Below are 21,097 nucleotides of genomic sequence, written 5' to 3' on the forward strand. Positions count from 1 at the left end.
TTCGGGATCGGCTCAGGCCTGTACCGCCCGCGGCGGATTGCTGCTGCGCAGCTGCAACCGCGCGCTGGCCAGCGCCAGTTCCTCATTCACCCGACGCAGCACGCCGGTTGCGGTCGGCAGATATTCGAACCGACCCTGACGCCCGACCGAGACGATGCCAAACGCCTCCAGCGCCTCCAGCACCGGAGCCGCCGCCTGCGCCTGGCCAAGCGGCGTGAACGGATAGGCCTGGGGCACCAGATCATGGCCTTCCAGACGCAATCCTTCGATCCCAAGGCCCAGACCGCAGACATGGCGGGCGAAATCGTCATATGCGGCGGCGGGATCGGGGGGCGTTTCAGGCGGAAGCGTGACTTCGACCGACAGGAATTCGCGCCCTGCCCCAAGGCCTGGATAGATCCGCGAATAGATCGTCGCACGATTCCAGCGCCCCTGCGGATGGAAGTTCTGCACCACATTGCCCATGGCTGCGGGCAAGCGCTTGGCCGAGACGAAAAGCGTCATCAGATCAAGGCTTTGCAAACCGCTTTCCGTGCCGAACACCGCCTTGTGACAGGCTGCCAGCGGCATGGCATTGACCACCGCGCAGCCGCGGAAGCTGCGCGACGCCGTTTCCACCTCGAACAGGTCGCCGATCTTGCGAATCCGGCGGATTTCGGCACCCAGTTCGATGCGCACGCCAGCCGCATCCAGCATGCGCCGCGCCGGATCGAACAGCGCCTCGAATCCTTCCGAGGGGCGCACCCGCAGGCTGCGTGGCCCGGGCCGGTGCCGGCGCGGCCAGAAGGCCCCCGGCATGGCGGGCTGCCGGGGACAGCCCTGCAGAAAGCCCAGCCGATGGGCGTAGAATTCCTGATCCACCTCTGCGGGCGGCACATGGTTGATGCGTTCCAGATAGGATTTCAGCCCCGAATCCTCGTAGAAATGCCGGCCGAGCCTTGCGACGCAGGCGCCTTCCAGCGATCCGTCGCCATGTCGGGTCAGCTTGCTCCACCCCAGGGACAGCTGGGCTGCAAGCCGGTGGAGCCGGCCGGGCGCCGCCAGATCGGCGGCCCCCAGCGGGAAATCCACCAGACCGGCTTCGGGCGTCAACCGTCGTTCGACCCGACGCACCACCGGGCACAGATCGCGCAGCCCGGGGAAGATGCGGAAGACCAGCGCATCGTCTTCATAGAAGATGCTGCCCACATCGAATGTATAGGGCCCGATCACCCGCGAGCGATGCGTGCCGCCAACTTCGCTGGCCGCGTCGATCACCACGATTTCATGCCCGCGCGACGACAGGCCGCGCGCGGCGCCGAGGCCGGCAATACCCGCCCCAAGGATCAGCACCGGATCGCGCCCGGGTTTCGCTCTAGAAAGACCTGCCGTCATTTGGCCTCCGCAACGGCCCCCCGCCCGGTCGGAACCGGACGTCCGGTTGAAACACCCCGAAATCCTAGGCGCAAATTGGTGACCCAATGGCTAATGCCATCGCGGGCGTCTTCGCTTCGCACCGAAAGATGTGCTGCATTTGAACGATCTTCGCGCGGGCCTGCGCGCAGACGGAAAAGGGCGCGCGGATCCGCGCGCCCTGCCCCGTTCCGGCCGGTTCCCGGCCGCTATTGCGCGGCGTTGACCGATGTGGCGATCAGCGTGGGGGTGATCTGCTTGATCACGCGGCCCCAGCGCGTCACCGGCTGTTCGGCGATGAAGATCACGTCATTCGGCCGCAGCTCGAATTTCGTGGCCAGAACCAGATGCGTGGCCTCGCGCGTGTCCAACTGCCAGGCCGTGACCGCCCCGAAGGCCCGCGGATCGTCCGAGCCGCGCAGCACATAGATCTGCGACACGTCGCCGGTTTCCGGCCGCACCCCGCCGCCCTCGCCATAAAGCGCGTCCGCCAGCGTCGCGCGCTTGCCGAAGGGCAGCGGATAGCGGCCCTGCTTGCCCACTTCGCCGGTCAGATAGACATAATCGCGATCGACCGCATCCAGCTGCATCCGGGTCGAGAAATTGCTGCGCTCTTCCTCAAGCGTGCCGCGCCGGATCGCGATTTCCGAGGCCAGTTCCTCCAGCGCCGCCTGCCGCGCCGACTGGCGCAGCTCGGCCACCTTGATCTGTTCGGCGAAATAGGCCTGGGCCTGGGTCAGGTCCGAGCCAAGATCGACAAAGACGCTGTCGCCCGCCACCAGCCGGACCCGCGCCTTGCCCGAGGGGGCATAGACCGATTTCAGCGGGACGGTATACAACTCGCCATCGCGGAACAGCCGCACCACGATCGAGCCTTCGTCGTTCGAGTCCACGCCGCCCGCCTGGCTGAGCGCCTCGTCCAGGTAAAGCGGGGTCAGGCCCACGGGCTGGGTTCCGGGCGCCCGCACCGCCCCGCCGATCGCCACGCGCGACGACACAAATTGCGACACTTCGATCGAGAAGGTCGGCGACATTTGCCGGTCGACCAGCCGCTGGAACAGCGCGGCTTCGGCCTCGCTCAGCGTCAGACCGCCCACCGACAGCCGGCCGATATCGGGCAGCGAGATCGCGCCGTCATCCTGCACCGCATATTCGCCCCGCCGCATCAGCGAGGGGTCCGAGGCGCTGCCGGTGATCACCACGCTGGGCAGCGAAACGGCGATCACGTCACCGCGGCCGATCCGGTAGGGGCCGGGTTCGGGCGTGGGCGGCAGGCGCTCGACCTCGGCCGAGGCGTCGAAATCCGGGGCCGAGACCGGCTCGGGCAAGGCGCCAATGCCGCGCGGGCTGCCATAGCCCGCATTGGCGAAGAAGACCTCGGGCAGGGCCTTGGGTTCATAGGCGCTGCGATTGGCCTGCATCGCGGTTTCGGCGGTGATGTCGACCACGCGAACCTTGTCATCCGAGGTGCCGACTTCGGGGCTCGTATAGATCGCACCGCAGCCGGCCAGGGCGAACAGCGCCGCGGCCAGGCCCGATCGCGCCGCCGGGCCGTTGACCAGAGACTTCTTCATTCGGTGACCTTTCGCATCGAAATAGAGCCGGTATATGGGCCAAGCCATTGCCGGGACTGAATGATCCGGGCTCCCGACTGGGTGACCCAATACAGATTGCTGAAGCTGAATTCGGGGTTGTGGCAGTCTTCCTGCATCAACCGCACCGTGACCTTCGCGCCGCGTTCATCCAACTCGCGCGGACCGCGCAGGCTGATGTCACAGACAAAGCTGCGGGTGCGGATCTGGTTGTTGCCGTCCAGCATCGAATGGAAGCGTTGCGCCTGCCCTGCCCGTCCGGCCAGAACCAGCGCCCGGCTGGCCGAGACATCGGCGCTCATCAACTCGTCGCCCATGCCGCGGGCGCCGACCAGAAAGCCGTCCGCCGTCTGCAACGCCACGCCATCGGCGCTGATCCAGCTTTCCACCCCGGCCCGCCGGGTTTCCAGGAACATCACCGCCAGCGCCTTGCGGTTGAGGATGTTCACCGACAGGACCGGAGCACCGGCCTGATGCAGCGCCAGAAAGCGCGGGCTGGGCTGGGATTTGTGCAAAAGCCGGTCGAACGGGCTGCCATTGCTGCCGCAGCCGGCCAGGGCGGCCAGCGCGAGCCCCGCCCCCAGAAGACGCAAGCCCCTCATCGCCAGAACCGCCCCCAATCGTCTTGCAGATCGCTTTGGACATGGCCCGAGGTGACCTCGTACAGCCGGTTGCGCACCTCAAGCCGCGCCCCGCCATCGCGCAGCACCGGCCGCAGCACGGTGGTGAACCCGTCGGTCGAGGGCCGGCCGGACAGCCAGGCGATCGGAATGGTGACCATCACGCCCTTGTCGAACGAGCCTTCGCCGAAATCGTCGAAGGACACGTCGGTCAGGGTCATGAAACCGCCGACGGTGAATCCGTTGGCGAATTCGCGCTTCAAGGTCAGCGTGGCGCCGTAATCGCCGGCCAGATAGCGCCCCACATCGACCTGGGCCAGATAGCCCTTGCCGAAATCGTAATAGGCCGAGGCATGGCCCGTCGCGATATCATAGTCCTGCAGGCCGAAGCCGCCGTCGAAATCGCGCTGCACGGCATAGTTCATCTCGGCCCCCAGTGCGAGCCGCCCCTGGCTGGGGCGCCACAGCACTTCGGTCGACAGGCCGGCATACATCCGCTCCAGATAGCCTGCCGTCACCCGCCCATACAGGTTCTGGCCGGGACGGAAGAAGTATTCGCCGGTCAGATAGGTCAGGCCGATATCGGTTTCGCGGTCATAGATCGCGAAATCCGACCGCACATGCGGCAGGATCGAATCCGAGGCGCGGGTCGAGCTGTCCAGATTGCCGGCCAGCGGCAGGCGCAAGCCGCCGGCAAAGACCAGATGCGCGGTCGGCGACCAGCTGGCCTGCAGCTGCAGCCCCAGGTCGGCGCGCAGCGGATTGTCGGGATCGAAGAAGGACGGGTCCAGATAGGGGCGCAGATCGTAGCTGAAGCGCGGCCGCGGCTCGACCGCGGTCAGACCATAGCCATCGTCGATCCGCGCCAGGGCAAAACTGTCCCAGCTGCCATCCAGGGCGAATTCCTGCGCCTCAAGGTCGCGCCGCGCCAGCGTGACCGAATTCAGCGCGATGCCGTTCTCGACCGTGACGATGCGGAAGGTCTCCACCTCGGGCGGCGCCACATTGGCCAGAACCCGCGCCGCGCGGCCAACCGCCTGCGCGGGCGCGCCGTAATGTCCGTTGCCGATATACAGCGTCAGGGTCGACCCTTCGCGCTCCATCCCTTCGAAACGCAGATCCTGGGCTTCCAGCCGGGTGCGCAGCCGGTCGCTGCCGCTGCCCTGCCAGCGCCCGCGATCATCCAGACCCCAGCTTGCCGCCGCCACCGCATCGCGCGGCCGGATCGGTTCGGGCGCGGATTCGATCCCTGCCCCGCCGGCCGGCCGGCGCGGGTCGATCACATAGCTGAAGCGCAGCCCGATCTCGGTGCCGTAGAGATAGCTCAGTTCCAGGTCGATGCCGTTCTTCAGCCGGTGGCTGACCGAGAAGTTCAGCGGCGATTTCTGGTCGATCACCCCGCGGCCGGATTCGCGACTGTATTCATCCGAGGAATATTCGATCACGAACCGCGTGCGGTCGTTCGGCATGTATTCCAGCCCGGCGAACAGCGCCGCGGGACCGCGGAACCAGTTGTCGAAATCCAGCCGTCCGGTCTGGCTGATTCCGCCCGTGCCCGAAGCCGGCCGCGTGTCGAAATAATCGCCGAAGACGCCAAGCGGGTTGTCGAAACTGTTGCGCTCGCCCAGGCGGCCCCAGCCGATCCCGCCGGTCAGGCGGAACTTCGGGCCGAAGGATTTCGTCGCCGCGACGAATTCGCTGCTGTAGATCCCGGTGCCGGCGAAATCGCGCAGACCCACGGCAATGGCGGGCCGGAACCGGCCCTCTTCGATCATCAGATAGGTCACGTCGAAGCTGCGGTCGAAGCGGTCGCCGCCATCGGTTTCATAGCCGTCGATGATGGCGTAGCGGAAGCTGCCATACAGCCGCGGCGTGATCTGGAAGGTCAGCGTGTTGCGCTGGCTTCCCCCCGCCCGTGTCACGGTAAAGGCCAGATCGCCATCCGGCATCATCACCGCACTGGGCATGTCGATCAGCCCGGGCGTGCCGTAGAAGGAAAGGTTGACCTGTTCGGCCGCAGCCGGCGCCGCAAGGGCTGTCAGGGAAATGCACGCCAGGGTAAACCCTGCAAATCTATGAGTCATTCAGTCCTGTCCGGCAAGTTGAGCTTGTTCTGGACGTGAGTTATGCGCAACTGTGGACAATCATTAAGACCGGGCAATAAGACCGTGGCATGACGCCAGGCGACACGCGCCCCGGTTGTAAGCCGGATAACAGGAACGCGATTTGCCGAGAAGCCGAAAATCCGTCAGGTCCGCACAAAATCAGGACTTGTGACATGTTGAGTCTCTTTGGCAAAGCCCTGCGGAAAAACCGTGCTGCGCAGGAACCAGCAGAGCAGCCTGCCCTTGCGCCCATCGCCCCCGAAGGCCCCTTCGCCGTCATCGGCGACGTGCATGGCTGCGGCACGCTGATGCTGGATCTTCTGTCGCAGATCGATGCGCTGTCCTCGGACCTGCCGGTCGTCTTCGTGGGCGATCTGATCGACCGCGGCCCGCAATCGGCCAGCGTGCTTGCCGCCATTCACGCCGAGGCCACGGTCGAGGGGGCGCGGGTCTTCAGCGTGCTGGGCAATCACGAAAGCATGTTTCTCGCCTTCATCGACGACCCGGCGCGGCATGGCTCGGCCTGGCTGTCGCATGGCGGGTTGCAGATGATCGAAAGCCTGGGCCTGCGCGGCCTGACCATGACCGGCGGCGCCCCGGCGATGGTCGCCTTGCGCGATCAGGTGCGCGACGCGATTGATCCGGCGGTGATCGACTGGCTGCGCGATCTGCCGCTGTGGTGGCAAAGCGGCAATGTCGTGGCCGTCCATGCCGGCGCCGATCCGCGCCTGCCCTTGGAAGAGCAAAGCGAGCAGGATCTGATCTGGGGCAACCGCCACTGGCCCGACCAGGCCCGGGGCGATGGGCTGTGGATCGTGCATGGCCACACGATCCGCCCCGAATGTGAGATCATCCGGGACAGGATCTGCATCGACACCGGCGCCTATGCGACGGGCGTCCTGTCGGCCGCGGTCTTCGGCCTGGACGAAAGGCCGCGCTTCCTGTCGGCCTATTCGCGGAAATAGGTCTTCATCACCCGGCCGCTGGCATAATAGCCCTCGGGGTCGCCATAGCGGGCGATCGCCTTGGGATTGGCCATGGTCAGCACGAGGCCGGTCAGCTGGGCCTGCGCGTCCTTTTCCAGCAGCCGCGCCGCGGCGCGGACCTGCGGCAGGTTCGACTTGTTCCAGCGCGCCGCCATCAGCACCGCATCGGCGAATTTCGCCATCAGCCGTGCATCGGGCAGCAGCAGCAGCGGCGGAGCGTCGACCACGATGAAATCGTAGCGATCCCGCGCGGCCGCCAGAAGCCGCTCGAACCCACCCGAAGACAGCGTGTCCGAGGCGCTGATCCGGCTGTCTTCCGCCGGGATCATGTCAGCGTCAAGATCGGGGTCGTGATAGGCGATCCCGTCGATCCATTCCTGCGCCAGCACCATGGCATGGACGCCCTTCTTCACGTCGGCCGGCACCAGTTCGCGGGTGATCGTGCGGCGCCGCAGGTCGGCATCGATCAGCAGCACGCGCCGGTCGATCCCGGCCAGCGCCTGGGTCAGCACCGCCGAGAGCGTGGTCTTGCCCTCGTTCGGCATGGCCGAGGTGACGACGATCACCTTGGGCGCGCCCGAGGCGCCGCGCAGGATCAGCGAGGTGCGCAGGTTGCGCACGCTTTCGGCCGCGAACGACGTGGGCCGGCCGGCCAGCAGGCTGAGCATTTCGCGCGTGCGGCGGCCCTGCAGCAAGGGCACCGTGCCCAGCACCGGATAGCCCACGCCCATCTCCAGCTCGGCCGCGGTGACGGCCACCCGGCGGCGCATGTCGCGCAGGAAGATGAAGCCGATCGCGACCAGCCCGCCCAGAACCAGCGACGCGGCCATGATCCGCGCCTTCTGCGGCGAGGCCGGACGCTCGGGCGGAACGGCGGCCGACAGCACCCGCGAATCCGCGCGCTGCAGGCCCTGCTGCACCGAGGTTTCGCGCAAACGACCCTGGAAATATTCGTACAGCAGCCGCACCGCATCGACCTTGCGCGTCAGCTCGTCCAGCCGGATCAGGTCTTCGGTCTGCTTGCGCACGCTTTCCTCAAGCGTGGTCAGCGAGGTGCGAAGCGAGTCCAGCTGGATCCGGTCGCGGTCGGCCTCTTGCCGCGCGACGGCCAGCAATTCGTTGAAACGGCGGTCGAAATTCGCCTGTTTCAGGGTTTCATCCCCGCCCGGCGCCGTGGCCTCGAAAATGCCCTGCAGCACCGCATCGCTGGCGGCGGCCAGCTTTTCCTGCGGCGTCTTCGCCGCCGCCAACCGTTCAAACCGCGCCGACGTCATCGCAGCCTTGCTGGTCTGCGCCGTCACCCGTTCGCGCAGGCGCGACAGCTGCTGGTCGGATTCGGCCAGCGCCACCTTCTCGGTGATCGTCGCTGTGGCGCGGAAATCCTTCAGCTCGGTCTCGGCCGTGCCCAGTTCGGTCTGCAATTCCGTCGCCCGGCCGGCCAGCCACAGCGTCGCCTGCTCGGTCGTCTGGTATTTCGTTGCGATCTGGTTGGTGACGTAAAGTTCGGCCAGCGTGTTGGCGATCAGCGCCGCCTTCGCGGGCGTGCCGGCGCGCACGGTGACTTCGAAGACCACGCTGGTGGGAATATTGCTGACCGCCACCCGCGCGGCCAGAACGGCGATCACCCGCTCGCGGATGATCTGCGGGCTGGGCGGCGGCTCGGCCGGGTCAGCAGAGCCCGAGACCAGCGAGACCAGCCCCCCCGCCGCCTTTTGCCGCAGCGTCGGCGGGGCAAGCAGCGCGTTGAATTCGGGATCATTGACCAGATCCAGCTTGTCCACGACCTGCCCCAGCAGCGCGCGGCTGCTCAGCACTTCGACTTCGGTGTTGATCGCGGTCGAATCGGCGCGCAACGAGCCGACGACACTTTCAAAATCAACGACTTGTTCGGTCCGTGTGTCCAGAACCAGCGTGACGCTGGCCTGATAGCTGGGCACCGCCAGCACGAAGGCATAAAGACCGCCGATCAGGCAGAACAGCGCGGTGACAAGCAGGAAAAGCCAGCGTCCGCGCCAAAGTGTCGTCACCATAGCCCCGAGGTCGAGAACAGTGTCCTGATCGTCGGCGAGCTCGATATGATGTTTGTTCATCAAATACCAAAAATTTGCAGGGGTCGGAAAGGCTGGCAGATCGGGTTTACCATTAGACAGGCGTCAGGAGACTGTCCACACACATGCACCCCCTGAGGTTGCGAGCCGGCCGAGTTTCGCGCAGATTATTGTGCAGTCGCCGCAAACTCGGGCAGAACAAATCACGCATTTCCGGCGCGTGGCGGGCGTTTGAATTGCAACCATCGGTAGAATCGCCCAACGAATCCGCAACCCAGCAAGCCGGATCGACCCCGGGGGATCGCGGCGGATCCCGGGCGCCCTGCCCCGCCGTGCGCGCGGCCTGGCCAAGCCCCGCGAAGGCGCCGCTGTGCAGGAAAGGCAACGCCTCTGCCAGAAAAATCGCGGCAGCGCTTACTATTTCATGAAAACGATAAAAAACCCTGTCAGCCGGGGGCCAGGACGGGCGACAGGCTTGACAGCCCTGCGCCCCGCCTTCAGCTTGCGCGCAAACATGGCCTGCCAAAGGTTCGCCATATCAGGGACTTGATGGAGGCCGAGGCCGAATGAACATTGCATTCGTAGGGTGCGGTTTCGTGTTCGACATTTACATGAAGACGGTTCGCGCGCATCCCGAACTGGTGATTCAGGGGGTCTATGACCTGAAGCCCGACCGGATGCAGCGGGTCGCGGCGCATTACGGTTTCAAGACCTATGACAGCTATGACAGCCTGCTGTCCGACCCCAAAGTTGACGTCGTGGTCAACCTGACCAATATCGGCTCGCACTATGAGGTGTCGAAGCAGGCGCTGTTGCGTGGCAAGCATGTCTATTCCGAGAAGCCTCTGACCACCGATCTTGCGCAATCGCGTGAACTTTTCGCACTTGCAGAAAAGCAGGGCGTCCGGCTGTACGCCGCACCCAGCAACATCTTCAGCGACAGTGTCCGAACGATCTACGACGCGGTCGAACAGGGCAGGATCGGCACGCCGCGGCTGATCTATGCCGAACTGGACGACAACCCGATCCATCTGATGGAATTCGAGAAGGTGCGCAGCGCCACCGGCGCGCCCTGGCCGGTGGCCGAAGAGATCCATGAAGGCTGCACCTTCGAACATGTCGGCTATCACCTGGTCTGGATCTGCGGGCTTCTGGGCCCGGCGGTTTCGGTCACCGCCTTCTCGGCCGAGCTTCTGCCCGACAAATCGCCCCTGGTGCCCGGCCATTCCGGCACGCCGGATTATTCCGTGGCCTGCCTGTCCTTCGCCAATGGCGCCAGCGCGCGCATCACCTGCAGCGTCGTCGCCCCCCGCGACCACCGCATGCGGGTGATCGGCGATGCGGGCGAGGTCAGCGCCGACAGCTACCGCCATTACCAGTCGCCGGTCTATCTGGAGCGTTTCACCAAGCGCAGCCTCAGCGCGCGCAAGCTGCACACGCTGCGGGCGCATCCGCTGCTGGGGCGGCTGTTCGGCATTGGCGGCAAGCGGCAGAAGCTGGTGAAGAACTGGAAGTCGGCGGCGGTCGAGAAGGATCAGCAGATCCGGTCGACCCTGAAGCAGCGGCTTGTCGAATGGTTGCGTCGGCGCGAAGTTTATGCTCAAGACAAGCTGATCGGCGTGGCCGAGATGGCGCAAGAGCTTAAGGCCGGGCGGCCGCAGTTGCTTTCGCCAGATTTTCTTTTGCATCTCAACGAGTTGACTCTGTTGATCCAGGGCGCGGGACCAAACGGGATCGCGCTTCGGCCCAGCACGAGCTTTACCCCGATCGGACCGCTTCCGGGCTCGATTCGACCCTGAGCCTTCCCGGCTCTCGGCCGGACCGGCGGCGGCACGCGCCAATTCAACTCTGCCTTGCAGGTGTGCCGGATGATAAGCCGCTCCACGCTTCAGGCCGCCTCGCGGCTTTCGCCGCGCATGGTCGGCTATCACCTCAAGCGGCTGGCCCGCAACAAGCTGGTCCCGCGCCTGCCCGATCGCTATGCGGCGCGGATCGCGCGCGCGGCCGACCGCCTGCCCGGCCTTCGTCCCGCCGCGGCCACGGGCGAGGCGGCGCTGGCCATGGCACAGGGCGTTGCGGCCTTCTACCGCGAGGAATACCGGCACGAGATCGACGATGCCGCCCGCGGGCGCTTTACCTTCTTCGGCCAAAGCGTCGATTTCGGCAGGGCTGCGGACATCGACTGGCATCACCGCATCCCGGCTGAAATGGATTTTCACCTGTGGCGGATGAAGCTGGGGCATATGGGCTTTCTCTGCCCGATGCTGACCGATGGCGGGCCCGCGCATCTGGAGGCGGTCGCCGAGATCTTCGCCGGCTACCGGGCGCGCGCGCGGTTCGACCAGCCCGAGTGCTTTTCTTCTTACTGGTTTCCCTACAGCGTCTCGCATCGCATCCTGGCGCTGCTCAGCGGCTATCTGATCGCCCGCGCCGCCGGTCGCCTGCCCGCGCCGCTTTGCGCCGAGATCGAGGATTTCCTGCGCTGGAACGTGGCCTTCGTCGAAGCCAATATCGAGCATGAGCTGAAGAACAACCATGTCGAGCGCAACCTGGCGGCGCTGTGCTTCTATTACAGCTGCGCGCAGGCCGTGCCCCCTGCCCTGGCGCGGCGGCTGGATCGCGATGTGGCAGGCATCATCCGCGCCTGCATTCTGGACGATGGGCTCTTGGCCGAACGCTCGGCCATGTATCAAGGCCTGTCGGTCATGGCGCTGCAGGTCTTTGCCGCCGCGCCCTTCCTGACACCCGCAACCCGGCGCCTGGCCGAAACCCAGGCGCGCAAGGCCGCGCGGGCCTGGTCCTTCATGACCCATCCCGATGGCGAAATCGCGCTGTTCAACGATTCCTGGTTCGGCGAGGTGCCCCCGGCGCATGCCATCGTCGCCCCCGCCCGCTTCGATCCGGTGGCCCTGCTGCCGCAGGCGGGGTATGCACGGCTGGAAGGCGATGGGATCTTTGCGCTTTTCGATGCGGGCGCGATCGGGCCGCGCTGGAACCCGGGCCATGGCCATGCCGATTTTCTAAGCATCGAGGTCGATGTCGCGGGCCGGCGCTTTCTGACCGATCCCGGCACCTACCAATATTCCACTGGACCGCGGCGGATGTTCGAACGCTCGGCCCAGGCGCATAACGGGCCCGGCGCCGCCGGGCTGGAGCCGGTCAGCTATTACGGCTGTTTCCGCGTCGGCCAATTGGCCGAGGCCCGGCTGCTTGCGCCCGAGGCGCCGGGGACACGCGCGGTGGCGGGCGAATTGCCGCTGCCCGGCGGCGGCCTTCTGCGCCGCAGCTTGCAGCTGCTGCCGGGCGCCCTGGCGATCAGCGACCGCTGGCAGGGCCGGTTCGAGGCGCCGCAACTGCGGCTCAGCCTGCCGGCCACTTGGCAGCTGGTCGAGCGTCACCCCCAGGCGCTGGTCTTCGCCTGCGACGGCGCGCGCGCGCAGCTGTCGGTGCAGGCGGGTCGGATCGGCAGCATCGGGCCCGGCCATTGGGCCTGCCGCTATCTAGTCGATTCCCCCGCCCAGATCGTGACGCTGTTTCCCGAACCCTCTGCCGAAGCCGCAAGGCTTGAATGGCAGATCGCCCACCAGCCAGCCTGAAGCCCGCCCAGCATGCTCCCCTTCCTTCCGCTCAGCCGCAGGCCGCATTGCCCATGACGCCCCAAACCTCGCCCCCCCCTGTCGCCCCGGCCTCTGCGCCCCGGATCCTGATCCTGTCCAAGGTTCTGCCCTATCCGCCCGCGGTGGCCGGCGACGCCGTCTATTCCCGCGGCGTGATCGAGGCGCTGGCCGGGGTCTGCCCGGTCACCGTGCTGTGTTCCGAAAGCGGTGCCGCGCATCGCAGCGTGCCGGGGGTGGAATGGACCATCGCCGCCCCGCAGCGCAGCGGACGGGCGAAATCGCTGCTGTCGCGCTGGCCGCTGATTGCCTGGAAGGGCGCGACGCCGGCCTGGCATGCCGCGCTTGACCGGCTGCTCACGCGCAGCTGGGATGCGATCGTGATCGACAATATCGGCTCGGCCCATGCGCTTCCGAAGCTGGAAGCCTATCGGCGCGCCCATCCCGGCACGCAGCTGGTCTATCTGTCGCATGAACAGGAATATGCGGTGCGGCGGTCGAAATATGGTGCCTATGGGCTAAGCCCCGCGGCGCGTCTGGCGGCGGCGGTGGATCTGGTGAAGGTCCGCCGCACCGAAGAGGCGCTGTTGCGCCGGACCGACATGGTCACGGTGATCAATGAAAACGACGCGCATGCCTTTCGCGCGCTTGCGCCGCATCAGCGCTATTTCCTGCTGACCCCGGGCTATGACGGGCCGGTCGTGGCGCAGCGCCGCATCAGTGCCGAGGTTCCCAAACGCGTTCTGCTTCTGGGCGGCCGGCGCGCGCAGCAGAAGCGGCAGATCCTGCTGGACTGGCTGGCCTCGGGCTATGCCGCGCTGACCGCGGCCGGGGTCGAGATCGTGATCGTGGGCGATATGGAGGACGAGCTGCGCATGCGCATTGCGGCCGACTATCCGCGCGCGCAGGTCCTGGGCTTTGTCGACGATCTGGGCGCGTTGATCGCCACGGCGCGGGCGGGGATCATCGCCGATACGGTCGGCGGCGGCTTCAAGCTGCGGCTTCTGTCGCATGTCTTCCAGCGCCTGCCGATGATCGGCCTGTCCGAGGCGATCAGCGGCCTGCCCACGCCCGAGGGCAAGGGCTATCTGGGCGCCCGCGGCCTTGAGGCTCTGACCGCGCTGATCCTGGCCACGATCGACGATTGCGACCGACTGGACGCGCTGCAGAACCGCGCCTTCGACGATTGCGCGGCGCGATTCTCGTGGCAGCAACGGGCGTGCGACCTGCTGGCGGCGCTGGTGCCCGCGCATCCGAAGGCGCCGCCCCCCGTTTCTGCCCCTTCCCCGCAGCCCCATGCCGAGGCCCTTTGATGACCAAGTCCCGCAAATCCCTGCGCTTCATCACCGGAATGCACCGCTCGGGCACGACCTGGATCGGCGAGGTCGCGGCCCATGCCATGCCCGGCGCCGTGCTGCATGAACCCTTCAATGCCGCCTCGGGCCTGCCCGGGGTGGACCGCTGGTATCTGGGGCCGCAGGACGAAGAGACGGCGGTCTCGCTGGTCGGGCGGCTTCTCGATGGCAAGATCGGCTATCGCCGCCGCCGGCCCAGTGACGGGCTGCTGAAGGCGCTTGGCCGCGGGCTTCTTGGCAGCCAGTATGACCGCGATCTGAAGGCGGCGCTGGGGTCGGACGCCCCGGCGCTGATCCTGAAGGACCCGTTCCTCATCCGTCTGGGCGCCGTGCTGGCGCGGCGCTTCGATGCGCGCGGCGTCTGCCTGGTGCGCCATCCCGCGGCGCTGGTGAATTCGCTGCGCCGGATGAACTGGCAATTGCCGCTGATCGACGGCCAGGCCTGGGACAGGCGGCATGACGATGCCGATCTGCAATTCGCCTTCACGCTGGGCCAGTTCTGGGCCCGGCTTTACGCCGAAGTGCTGGATCAGGTCGCGGCCGAGCCGGCGCGGCTGCGCCTGGTGCGGCACGAAGACCTGTGTGCCGATCCCCATGCCGAGGGCGAGGCGATCCTGCGCCATCTGACCCTGCCGGTCACCGATCAGGCGATGGGCTTTCTGACCCGCTCGACCACGGGCGATGCGGGGGAAATGTCGGGCAACCAGCTGCATCAGATGACCCGCAACGCGCGCGAACTGGCGCAGTCCTGGAAAGCCTCGCTGGCCCCCGCCCAGGCCGAAGCGGTGATCGAAGGCGCAGGCCCGGTGCTGGCGCGGATCTATCCGAACGGATGAGGCGTCGGGTCTTGCGCGCGCGCGCGCTTGCGGCCTGACGCTGTCCCGGCCACCGAGAGCGACACGAAGGCGAGAATGAACCAGCTGCGCGCATCAACGAAGCCGGCGCCGGGATACCATATGATCCATGTGCAGATCAGCGACCGCAGCGGGGCCTCGACCCCCAAATCGCGCAGCAGCCACAGGATCAGAACCGAGAACACCGCGCCGCCGAACAGGCCCAGGAAGAACCATTGCCACCAGAAGCCGCTCGACATCAGGTCGGCCGCGCCCAGCGGCGCGTACCAGGGAAACAGCACCAGCGCGCCGCTGTCGTTCCAGATCTGGACGATGGCAGGCAGCGCTCCGTCGAAATTGCCAAGGCCGACCCCGAGCATCGGATAGGTGCCGAGGATATCATGCGCCGCAAGTGGCCCTGCCAGCATCCGGCCGAAAAAGCTGCCGCTCGCCATATGCACGCCGGCGACATTGTTGAAGAACACCAGAACCTCGCGTGAGAAGATCGCGAATAGCGTGCTGACCATCAGAATCAGCGCGATCAGAGCGACGATCCCGCGCAGGCTGCGTGGCCAGAACGCCCAGATCAGCAGCGCAAGAATGTAGAAACTGGTCTTGAAGCTTGGCGAGACCAGGTAGCCGACCAGGAACATGGCGACCACCGTCAAGATCGAGCCAAGACTGCCGCGCCGGGGATGCAGAATATAGGCCATGAAGGTAAGCGCAGAAAGCGAATCCGCCAAATGCGAGGGTTCGCTGGCAAAGGCGGTGGCCCGAGTGACACCATAAAGCGCCAGATCGCGCGCGGTGGCCTCGTAAAGCCCGCGCCCGGAGCCCGCGTAAAGCGCGGTCTTTATGCTGTCGAAGACAGGCTTCAGCCCCATGCTCTCCAGCAACACCAACCCGACCAGAACCAACCACAGACCAATCAGCAGGCGCCGAAGCTTCTCTGGCGGAACCTCGGTCATGGCAACCAGCGCTGCAACCCCAGAGATCACGGCCACGATGAATGAGAGAATCCGGGGCAATTGATCGGTGGCGCTTGCACCCGGCGCGGTGGCCAACATCGGCTGCACCAGCGCGAAGATCATGATCGCAAACAGCGGTGCAACGGCGCGACGCAGCATCACCCCCTGGTACATGAGCGTCATGAGCGCAGCGCTCATCAACATCAGATACATCGGAACGATGGTCTGCCCGCCGCTGACCAGCGACAGTCGCAGATGCGCGCCGACAAGGTAGATCGCAATCAGGATCAGCGCCAGGGTGCTTTTGCGGATCGCCATGCCGCTGCGGCTGCGTGCGGGGTGGCGATCGGTAGGGCTGAAACCGATCACCGGCATTGCTCCGCAGTCGTGCACAACGGTCTGCTCATCAGTCGCTCCCTTCGGGCGCTTGCTCGGCTGTCCATGGGCAGCAGGCCAACCCCTTCTCGTTTAGTCGCGTTTGTATCGGCGTCGCAAGCCGGCCCATTCCCATTCTGGTCGCAGCCTGTCAGACTCCGCCGATGCGCTGACGAAGCGGGCAGTTCATCGCCCTGCCACGCGCGCCGCGGCCGCCCGAAGAGGCGCAGGCTTCGCCGGTCCCACCGGGGGCAGCGCGATATCGCCACGCCCTGCGCCGCAGCCCGGGCAAGTGTCGCATCATAGCTTCTGTCGCCCCGTTGCAGCGGCGCCTGCAGCACGGCGATGCGCGGATCGTCCAGCGCCGCAAGATCTTCGATCGAGGCGCCGACCGGGTAGACGCAAAGCTGCACCAGCTGGCTCTGGGCGATCAGGAAAACCAGGAGCACCGCGCACATAGACCACGCCGAGCGGCATCCAGCGGTACCTTTCCAGGCAGAAGACCGCGATCAGCAACGTCGCGGTGAAGATGAGCCCGAGGAAATGGATCTTCATGTAGGTGGTGAGAAGAATGCTTCCGAGGAGGAAAGCTATGGGTGAAAATCTCATGGACCACGACCTCTCGCGACGCTCTTGACCTTGTAACCGATCACTCCCGGATCATTCCACCCTTGGTTGAGTTTTCGGCTTCATGGCAAGCGCCGGCCGCTCAACTGCAAACCAGGACAGCAAGGCCACGCCGATGGCGATGACGACGCAGGCGGCGATACCGGCATAGGTTTGCGGCAGGCCGAGGTAAAGCCAGGTCCCGATCACCGGCATGTGCCAGAGATATAGCCCATAGGAGATGTCATTGCCGCGCAGGAAGCCCGACAGGCGCGGATCGGCATAGGCCAACGCCAGGATCAGACCCGAAAGCGGGAGGAACAGCAGGATGGTGATCCGGTTCCCGGTGATCATGATCCCGGTCATGTTCTGCACATAGGACCCGATCAGCGCGCAGACCAGGTAGATCAGCGCCCAATGGGCGAGCTTGCCTACGAAGAAGCGACTGATCCGCGGCCAGTAGAATTGCGCGATCACACCCACGATGAACATCGCGATCCAGGGAATGAACGAGACGCCCAGAAGCTTCGCGGCAGTGGTCTCGCCATAGATCGGGTCCAGATATAGCGAATAGGTCGCCGAGATCGCGACGAAGAACAGGAACAGCCCGAAGAACAGGCCGCGGCTGACCCGGAACAGCAAAAGAAGCAGCGGCATCATCACATAGAACTGCAATTCGACGCTGATCGTCCACAAAGCCGGATTGACGATTCCTGCTCCGTATTGGCGCATGAAATCCGGATTGTAGAATTGGAGGAAGCTCAGTTGGGCGGCCAGCCAGATCAGAAGCTTACCCGGCTCGGCGCCCACCGCGGCCAGATATCCGGTGACCGCCAGGACCAGCGTCACTCCGATCACGCAGAACCAAAGCGCCGGGAAGATCCGCAGGACACGCTTGATCGCGAACGACCCCAGGCTCGACGATCGTTCGCAGCTGGCGGAAATCAGGAAGCCGCTGATGAAGAAGAACACCGGAACGCCGGGTATGAATTCCAGCACCGACCGCAATGTGTCGCTGGCCTGTACGATGAACCGTTCGCCATGGGCCAGGGCAACCTGAAGTGCCGCGGCCAGACGGATGAGATCGAAATTGTTCTTGTGCATCGCTCAGCCCTGCTTTCCGTGGACCGCCTCTGGCGCTTTCATGCCGGCCGGCCCGCGCCTGCGGCCGCGGCCGCGGCGGCCCGCAGATGCGCGGGCTTCGTCGTGCCCACCAAAGGCAGCGCGATATCGGGTCGGCGCGCCATTTCGGCGATGCGGGCCGCGGCGAAACCGGCGGGCGAAGCCCCTCCGGAAATCGCGGCCGGGCCGCCCAGGATCTCGCGCGCGATGATCGCCACGCCCTGCGCCGCAGCCCGGGCAAGGGCCGCATCATAGCTGGCGTCGCCCCGATGCAGCGGCACCTGCAGCACGGTGATGCGCGGATCGTCCAGCGCCGCCTCCATCGCCGCCAGATCGTCGATCGAGGCGCCGACCCGGCCGATCTTGCCGGCAATCCGCGCCGTCTCCAAAGCGCCGATCGCTACGCCCGCCCGCAGCACCGCGGCCGAGGGGCTGTGCAGCATGTAGATGTCGATCCGGTCGCGCCGCAGCCGCTTCAGGCTGCCCTCCAGGCTTCGGGCCAGGAAGGCCGGATCCCAGCGCATCGGCATCGGCTGGGCCCGCGCCCGCGCCACGCCCTGCCGCGCGCTGCCCGACCGCCGCACCAGCCGGCGCAGCAGGCCCTTGAACGGCACCAGCAGGCGCTTGACCGGCGACAGATATTTCCCGCCCTTGGAACAGATCACGCAATCGGCGCGGCTGCCGATAATTTCGCCCAGATACCGCTCGCTGTCGCCCTGGGCATAGATGTTCGACGTGTCGAAGACCCGGATGCCCTCGTCCAGCGCCAGGCGCAGCAGCGCCCGCGCCTCGTCGCCCGTGCTGCCATTGACCGAGCCAAGCCGGCTGCAGCCCAGGCCCAGCCGAAGCATGCGGTCATCGGGAAGCAGTGAGGTCATGTCAGGCTCCTGTCGGGGTCGGGGGAAGGCTGCTACGCGCCATGGCTCAGCCCCAGACCGATTGCGAAATCCAGATCACGCCCAGGCTGATCGCACCCACGCCCAGCACCACGGCAAGGTTCTCGATCCTTGTGATCACCGCACTGTCCCAGCGCCCGCCGGGCCGGTTGTAGATCGAGGGCAGAAGGTCGGCGACCAGACGGCCCGCCAGCACGCCCACCACCCCGGCCATGCCGCCGAAGCCCAGACCCATCGCATAGGCCAGGCTGGGCGCGATGATGCCGGCCGAAATCTGGCCGATCATGTTGGCCGTCACATGGCCTTCGGCAATGCCCAGATACAGCGCCGGCGCGGCCAGGACGCTGACCGCCCAGCTGACCGCCAGAATGCCGGTCAACTGGATGAAGGTCAGATCGACATGACCCAGCCAAAGCCACGAGATCAGCGGCGAGGCAAGGACCGTTCCACCCATCAGCCCGAACGAGGCCAGCGCCGAGACCCGGCAGGTCTTCAGGAAGAACAGCCGCAGCGCCTCGGGGTCCTTGTGCAGCAGCGTGACGAAGGTGGGGATCACCGCGCGCAAGGCCATGATCGCGATGCCGCGCACCTGATAGACCATGCGATAGGCCATCTCGTAGATCCCCAGCATGGTCGTGCCGCCGACATGGCCAAGGACGATCTTGGTCAGCGGCTCGAACATCAGATTGGCGATGGTGCCGACCTGCAGCTTCACCCCGAAGCCCAGCATCTGGCGGAACAGCCGCGGCACGAACCAGCCCTGAACCGGGCCCATCCCGCGCAGGGGGGCGACGCTGTACAGCTGGATCACCGACAGGATCAGCGCGAAACCGAATTGCCCGGCCTGCGCCCAGGCCAGGCCGGTCAGCCCATAGGGCCCGACCAGCGCCAGCGAGGCACCGATCTGCAGGACCATGCCGGCCATGTTGGACAAGGATTTCAGATCGGCGCGATGCACACCCAGAAGGCAGGCGTCCAGAACCGCCTTCAGGTTCAGCGCCCAGAAACTGAGCAGCGCCCAGGGCAGCAGGTCGCGCGCCAGCGCCAGATCGCTGCCCTCAAGCGCGAAGGCCAGCGACCAGGACAGCGGCGCCCAGAACAACAGCGCGATGACCCCCATGATCCCCGCGACCGCGACAAAGGCGGTGCGCATGTAAAGGACGGCCTGGGTCGCGTCCTCCTCGGCCAGCGACAGCGCGACAAAGCGCGCCAGCCCGCCCGCGATGCCGACATCGGCCAGCCGCCCGAATGCCGTGGTTGCCAGCACCAGCGACCAGACGCCCAGCATGGCGACGCCCAGTTCGGCCACGACATTGCGGTAGATGAAAAACAGCCCCAACCCGCCGACGATGACCTCGACGCCCGAGAACAGGGCATTGCGGCGGATGTTATGTGATCCGGTCATGACCTTGCCCGTCTCACGCCAGGCTTCGTTTCATCAGGCCAGAGGCAAGCCTGTTGAAGAGAATGCGACAGGGATCCTCGATCCGGTGATAGGTCACATAGGACACAGTGCAGACGATCCCGAGATACAGGGCCAGAAACGCCCAGAATCGCAGCGGATCGGTTAGGTCGAGCTTCCAGTATTCCGCACCCCACATCGTCACCGGACGATACGCGGGTACGGCCGCATTGACCGCCGCGGCCAGCGCCAGAAATATCAGCCAGTGGTTGATATAGATCGAATAGGACAGCTTCCCAAGCAACCGAAACGGCGCATGCTGCAACAGGCGCGAAACCGGCCCCCCTTCTAGCGAGAAGACCAGCACGACCAACGCAAACACAACTGGTGCAGCAAGGGCTGCGGGCCGCGGCGCGCCTTCCAATGTTACCGCCTGATTGAGAAACAGCACCAGCGCCAGGACTGTAAACGGTTCGAACCAGGGCCTGGCCACCAGATCTCTTAGGCCCGCATGCCGGTTCAGGCGCATATAGAGGTAATAGGTGAGAATGCCGATGCCGAAGCCGTAAAGGCCTCGGGCCGCGCCCATATTCGCTGTTATGCCGATGTTTCCGTCTTTTAGAACCAGGACCACGAGAAAACCGGCCAAGGTCAGTCCCGCAGTGATCCAGACACGCTGCGCGAAGATGAAGGCAGCGCCAAACAGGATATACGAGATGAACTCCGCGCTGATACTCCAACTCGGCAGGTTCCAGCCGCCGGAATAAAGACCAAGCGAGTTCGTCAGTGCCAGAACCAGAGGAAACTTCCGCAAGTCATAGGTCGATCCCAATGCGCCGATCGTATAGGGTGGGTTTTCTCCAGCCAGCGCGAGAAGCATGATGAACAGCGCGAAGGCGATCATAACCGCCGCATGCGCGGGCCAGATCCGGCCAAAGCGGCGGATCATGAACGAAACATAGTTGCCCGGCCCGCTGATCCGGTTCTGGTAATTCAGAGCGATAACGAATCCACTGAGAACAAAGAAGAAGTCAACGAAGAGGAAGAATGACTCGATGGTAACGCTTTGATATCCGTTCACACTGAACCAGAAATAGTGGTGCACTGCGACCAGCATTGCACAGATCCCGCGCCAGGAATCCAGAACAATAAAATAGGTGCCTGACGGCTTTTTCTTTTCCAT

At 65.5% G+C, this 21,097-nt stretch carries 15 protein-coding genes; 5 read left to right on the top strand and 10 right to left on the bottom strand.

All coding sequences use genetic code 11. The features are described from left to right. Positions 1–12: 12 nt before the first annotated feature. The 4 genes from K1Y73_RS01470 to K1Y73_RS01485 form a co-directional block, all read right to left on the bottom strand. Positions 13–1,374, bottom strand: coding sequence for an FAD-dependent oxidoreductase (locus tag K1Y73_RS01470; protein ID WP_225026135.1), 1,362 nt, complete (start codon positions 1,372–1,374; stop codon positions 13–15). 227 nt (positions 1,375–1,601) lie between these two features. Next, a complete protein-coding gene (locus tag K1Y73_RS01475) occupies positions 1,602–2,966 on the bottom strand; it encodes a polysaccharide biosynthesis/export family protein (protein ID WP_225026136.1) in 1,365 nt (454 codons plus the stop codon). After that, on the bottom strand, positions 2,963–3,586 hold the full coding sequence (locus K1Y73_RS01480) for a YjbF family lipoprotein (RefSeq protein WP_225026137.1): 624 nt from the start codon (positions 3,584–3,586) through the stop codon (positions 2,963–2,965). The genes K1Y73_RS01475 and K1Y73_RS01480 overlap by 4 nt, the downstream gene beginning before the upstream one ends. Then, positions 3,583–5,688 (bottom strand): YjbH domain-containing protein, encoded by a 2,106-nt coding sequence (locus tag K1Y73_RS01485; protein WP_225026138.1) that lies wholly within the window; start codon positions 5,686–5,688, stop codon positions 3,583–3,585. The genes K1Y73_RS01480 and K1Y73_RS01485 overlap by 4 nt, the downstream gene beginning before the upstream one ends. 194 nt (positions 5,689–5,882) lie before the next feature. Between K1Y73_RS01485 and K1Y73_RS01490 the strand changes: the two genes are divergently transcribed. Then, positions 5,883–6,674, top strand: coding sequence for a metallophosphoesterase (locus K1Y73_RS01490; RefSeq protein WP_225026139.1), 792 nt, complete (start codon positions 5,883–5,885; stop codon positions 6,672–6,674). Here K1Y73_RS01490 and K1Y73_RS01495 read toward each other — a convergent pair. Next, complete coding sequence (locus K1Y73_RS01495) at positions 6,659–8,785, bottom strand: Wzz/FepE/Etk N-terminal domain-containing protein (protein ID WP_225026140.1); 2,127 nt, start codon at positions 8,783–8,785, stop codon at positions 6,659–6,661. The two genes, K1Y73_RS01490 and K1Y73_RS01495, sit on opposite strands and share 16 nt — an antisense overlap. Before the next feature lie 524 nt (positions 8,786–9,309). Here K1Y73_RS01495 and K1Y73_RS01500 point away from each other — a divergent pair. The 4 genes from K1Y73_RS01500 to K1Y73_RS01515 all read left to right on the top strand — a co-directional run bounded on the left by K1Y73_RS01500 (position 9,310) and on the right by K1Y73_RS01515 (position 14,548). After that, complete coding sequence (locus tag K1Y73_RS01500) at positions 9,310–10,542, top strand: Gfo/Idh/MocA family protein (RefSeq protein WP_225026141.1); 1,233 nt, start codon at positions 9,310–9,312, stop codon at positions 10,540–10,542. A 69-nt stretch (positions 10,543–10,611) separates the two neighbouring features. Then, positions 10,612–12,339, top strand: a complete 1,728-nt coding sequence (locus tag K1Y73_RS01505) for a heparinase II/III family protein (RefSeq protein WP_225026142.1) — start codon at positions 10,612–10,614, stop codon at positions 12,337–12,339. Positions 12,340–12,392: 53 nt separating this feature from the next. Then, complete coding sequence (locus tag K1Y73_RS01510; RefSeq protein WP_225026143.1) at positions 12,393–13,670, top strand: glycosyltransferase family protein; 1,278 nt, start codon at positions 12,393–12,395, stop codon at positions 13,668–13,670. After that, entirely contained in the window at positions 13,670–14,548 is an 879-nt protein-coding gene (locus K1Y73_RS01515; RefSeq protein ID WP_225026144.1) for a sulfotransferase, read from the top strand. The genes K1Y73_RS01510 and K1Y73_RS01515 overlap by 1 nt, the downstream gene beginning before the upstream one ends. Here K1Y73_RS01515 and K1Y73_RS01520 read toward each other — a convergent pair. The 5 genes from K1Y73_RS01520 to K1Y73_RS01540 all read right to left on the bottom strand — a co-directional run bounded on the left by K1Y73_RS01520 (position 14,533) and on the right by K1Y73_RS01540 (position 21,097). Then, the gene (locus K1Y73_RS01520; RefSeq protein WP_225026145.1) at positions 14,533–15,888 is read right to left on the bottom strand and encodes a hypothetical protein; all 1,356 of its coding nucleotides are present in this window, start codon (positions 15,886–15,888) and stop codon (positions 14,533–14,535) included. The two genes, K1Y73_RS01515 and K1Y73_RS01520, sit on opposite strands and share 16 nt — an antisense overlap. Before the next feature lie 660 nt (positions 15,889–16,548). Then, on the bottom strand, positions 16,549–17,598 hold the full coding sequence (locus K1Y73_RS01525; RefSeq protein ID WP_225026146.1) for an acyltransferase family protein: 1,050 nt from the start codon (positions 17,596–17,598) through the stop codon (positions 16,549–16,551). A 38-nt stretch (positions 17,599–17,636) separates the two neighbouring features. Then, a complete protein-coding gene (locus K1Y73_RS01530; RefSeq protein WP_225026147.1) occupies positions 17,637–18,494 on the bottom strand; it encodes an aldo/keto reductase in 858 nt (285 codons plus the stop codon). Positions 18,495–18,540: 46 nt separating this feature from the next. Continuing rightward, entirely contained in the window at positions 18,541–19,917 is a 1,377-nt protein-coding gene (locus tag K1Y73_RS01535) for a lipopolysaccharide biosynthesis protein (RefSeq protein WP_225026148.1), read from the bottom strand. Positions 19,918–19,930: 13 nt separating this feature from the next. After that, on the bottom strand, positions 19,931–21,097 hold the full coding sequence (locus K1Y73_RS01540) for an acyltransferase family protein (RefSeq protein ID WP_225026149.1): 1,167 nt from the start codon (positions 21,095–21,097) through the stop codon (positions 19,931–19,933).

Source organism: Xinfangfangia pollutisoli (assembly GCF_020179405.1).
In the GTDB taxonomy this organism is placed as follows: Bacteria; Pseudomonadota; Alphaproteobacteria; order Rhodobacterales; family Rhodobacteraceae; genus Pseudogemmobacter; species Pseudogemmobacter pollutisoli.

Bases quoted from the DNA above. Each gene is read 5' to 3' on its own strand.
- K1Y73_RS01470 (WP_225026135.1), bottom strand. From the start codon at position 1,374: ATGACGGCAGGTCTTTCTAGAGCGAAACCCGGGCGCGATCCGGTGCTG.
- K1Y73_RS01475 (WP_225026136.1), bottom strand. From the start codon at position 2,966: ATGAAGAAGTCTCTGGTCAACGGCCCGGCGGCGCGATCGGGCCTGGCC.
- K1Y73_RS01480 (WP_225026137.1), bottom strand. From the start codon at position 3,586: ATGAGGGGCTTGCGTCTTCTGGGGGCGGGGCTCGCGCTGGCCGCCCTG.
- K1Y73_RS01485 (WP_225026138.1), bottom strand. From the start codon at position 5,688: ATGACTCATAGATTTGCAGGGTTTACCCTGGCGTGCATTTCCCTGACA.
- K1Y73_RS01490 (WP_225026139.1), top strand. From the start codon at position 5,883: ATGTTGAGTCTCTTTGGCAAAGCCCTGCGGAAAAACCGTGCTGCGCAG.
- K1Y73_RS01495 (WP_225026140.1), bottom strand. From the start codon at position 8,785: ATGAACAAACATCATATCGAGCTCGCCGACGATCAGGACACTGTTCTC.
- K1Y73_RS01500 (WP_225026141.1), top strand. From the start codon at position 9,310: ATGAACATTGCATTCGTAGGGTGCGGTTTCGTGTTCGACATTTACATG.
- K1Y73_RS01505 (WP_225026142.1), top strand. From the start codon at position 10,612: ATGATAAGCCGCTCCACGCTTCAGGCCGCCTCGCGGCTTTCGCCGCGC.
- K1Y73_RS01510 (WP_225026143.1), top strand. From the start codon at position 12,393: ATGACGCCCCAAACCTCGCCCCCCCCTGTCGCCCCGGCCTCTGCGCCC.
- K1Y73_RS01515 (WP_225026144.1), top strand. From the start codon at position 13,670: ATGACCAAGTCCCGCAAATCCCTGCGCTTCATCACCGGAATGCACCGC.
- K1Y73_RS01520 (WP_225026145.1), bottom strand. From the start codon at position 15,888: ATGCCGGTGATCGGTTTCAGCCCTACCGATCGCCACCCCGCACGCAGC.
- K1Y73_RS01525 (WP_225026146.1), bottom strand. From the start codon at position 17,598: ATGCACAAGAACAATTTCGATCTCATCCGTCTGGCCGCGGCACTTCAG.
- K1Y73_RS01530 (WP_225026147.1), bottom strand. From the start codon at position 18,494: ATGACCTCACTGCTTCCCGATGACCGCATGCTTCGGCTGGGCCTGGGC.
- K1Y73_RS01535 (WP_225026148.1), bottom strand. From the start codon at position 19,917: ATGACCGGATCACATAACATCCGCCGCAATGCCCTGTTCTCGGGCGTC.
- K1Y73_RS01540 (WP_225026149.1), bottom strand. From the start codon at position 21,097: ATGGAAAAGAAAAAGCCGTCAGGCACCTATTTTATTGTTCTGGATTCC.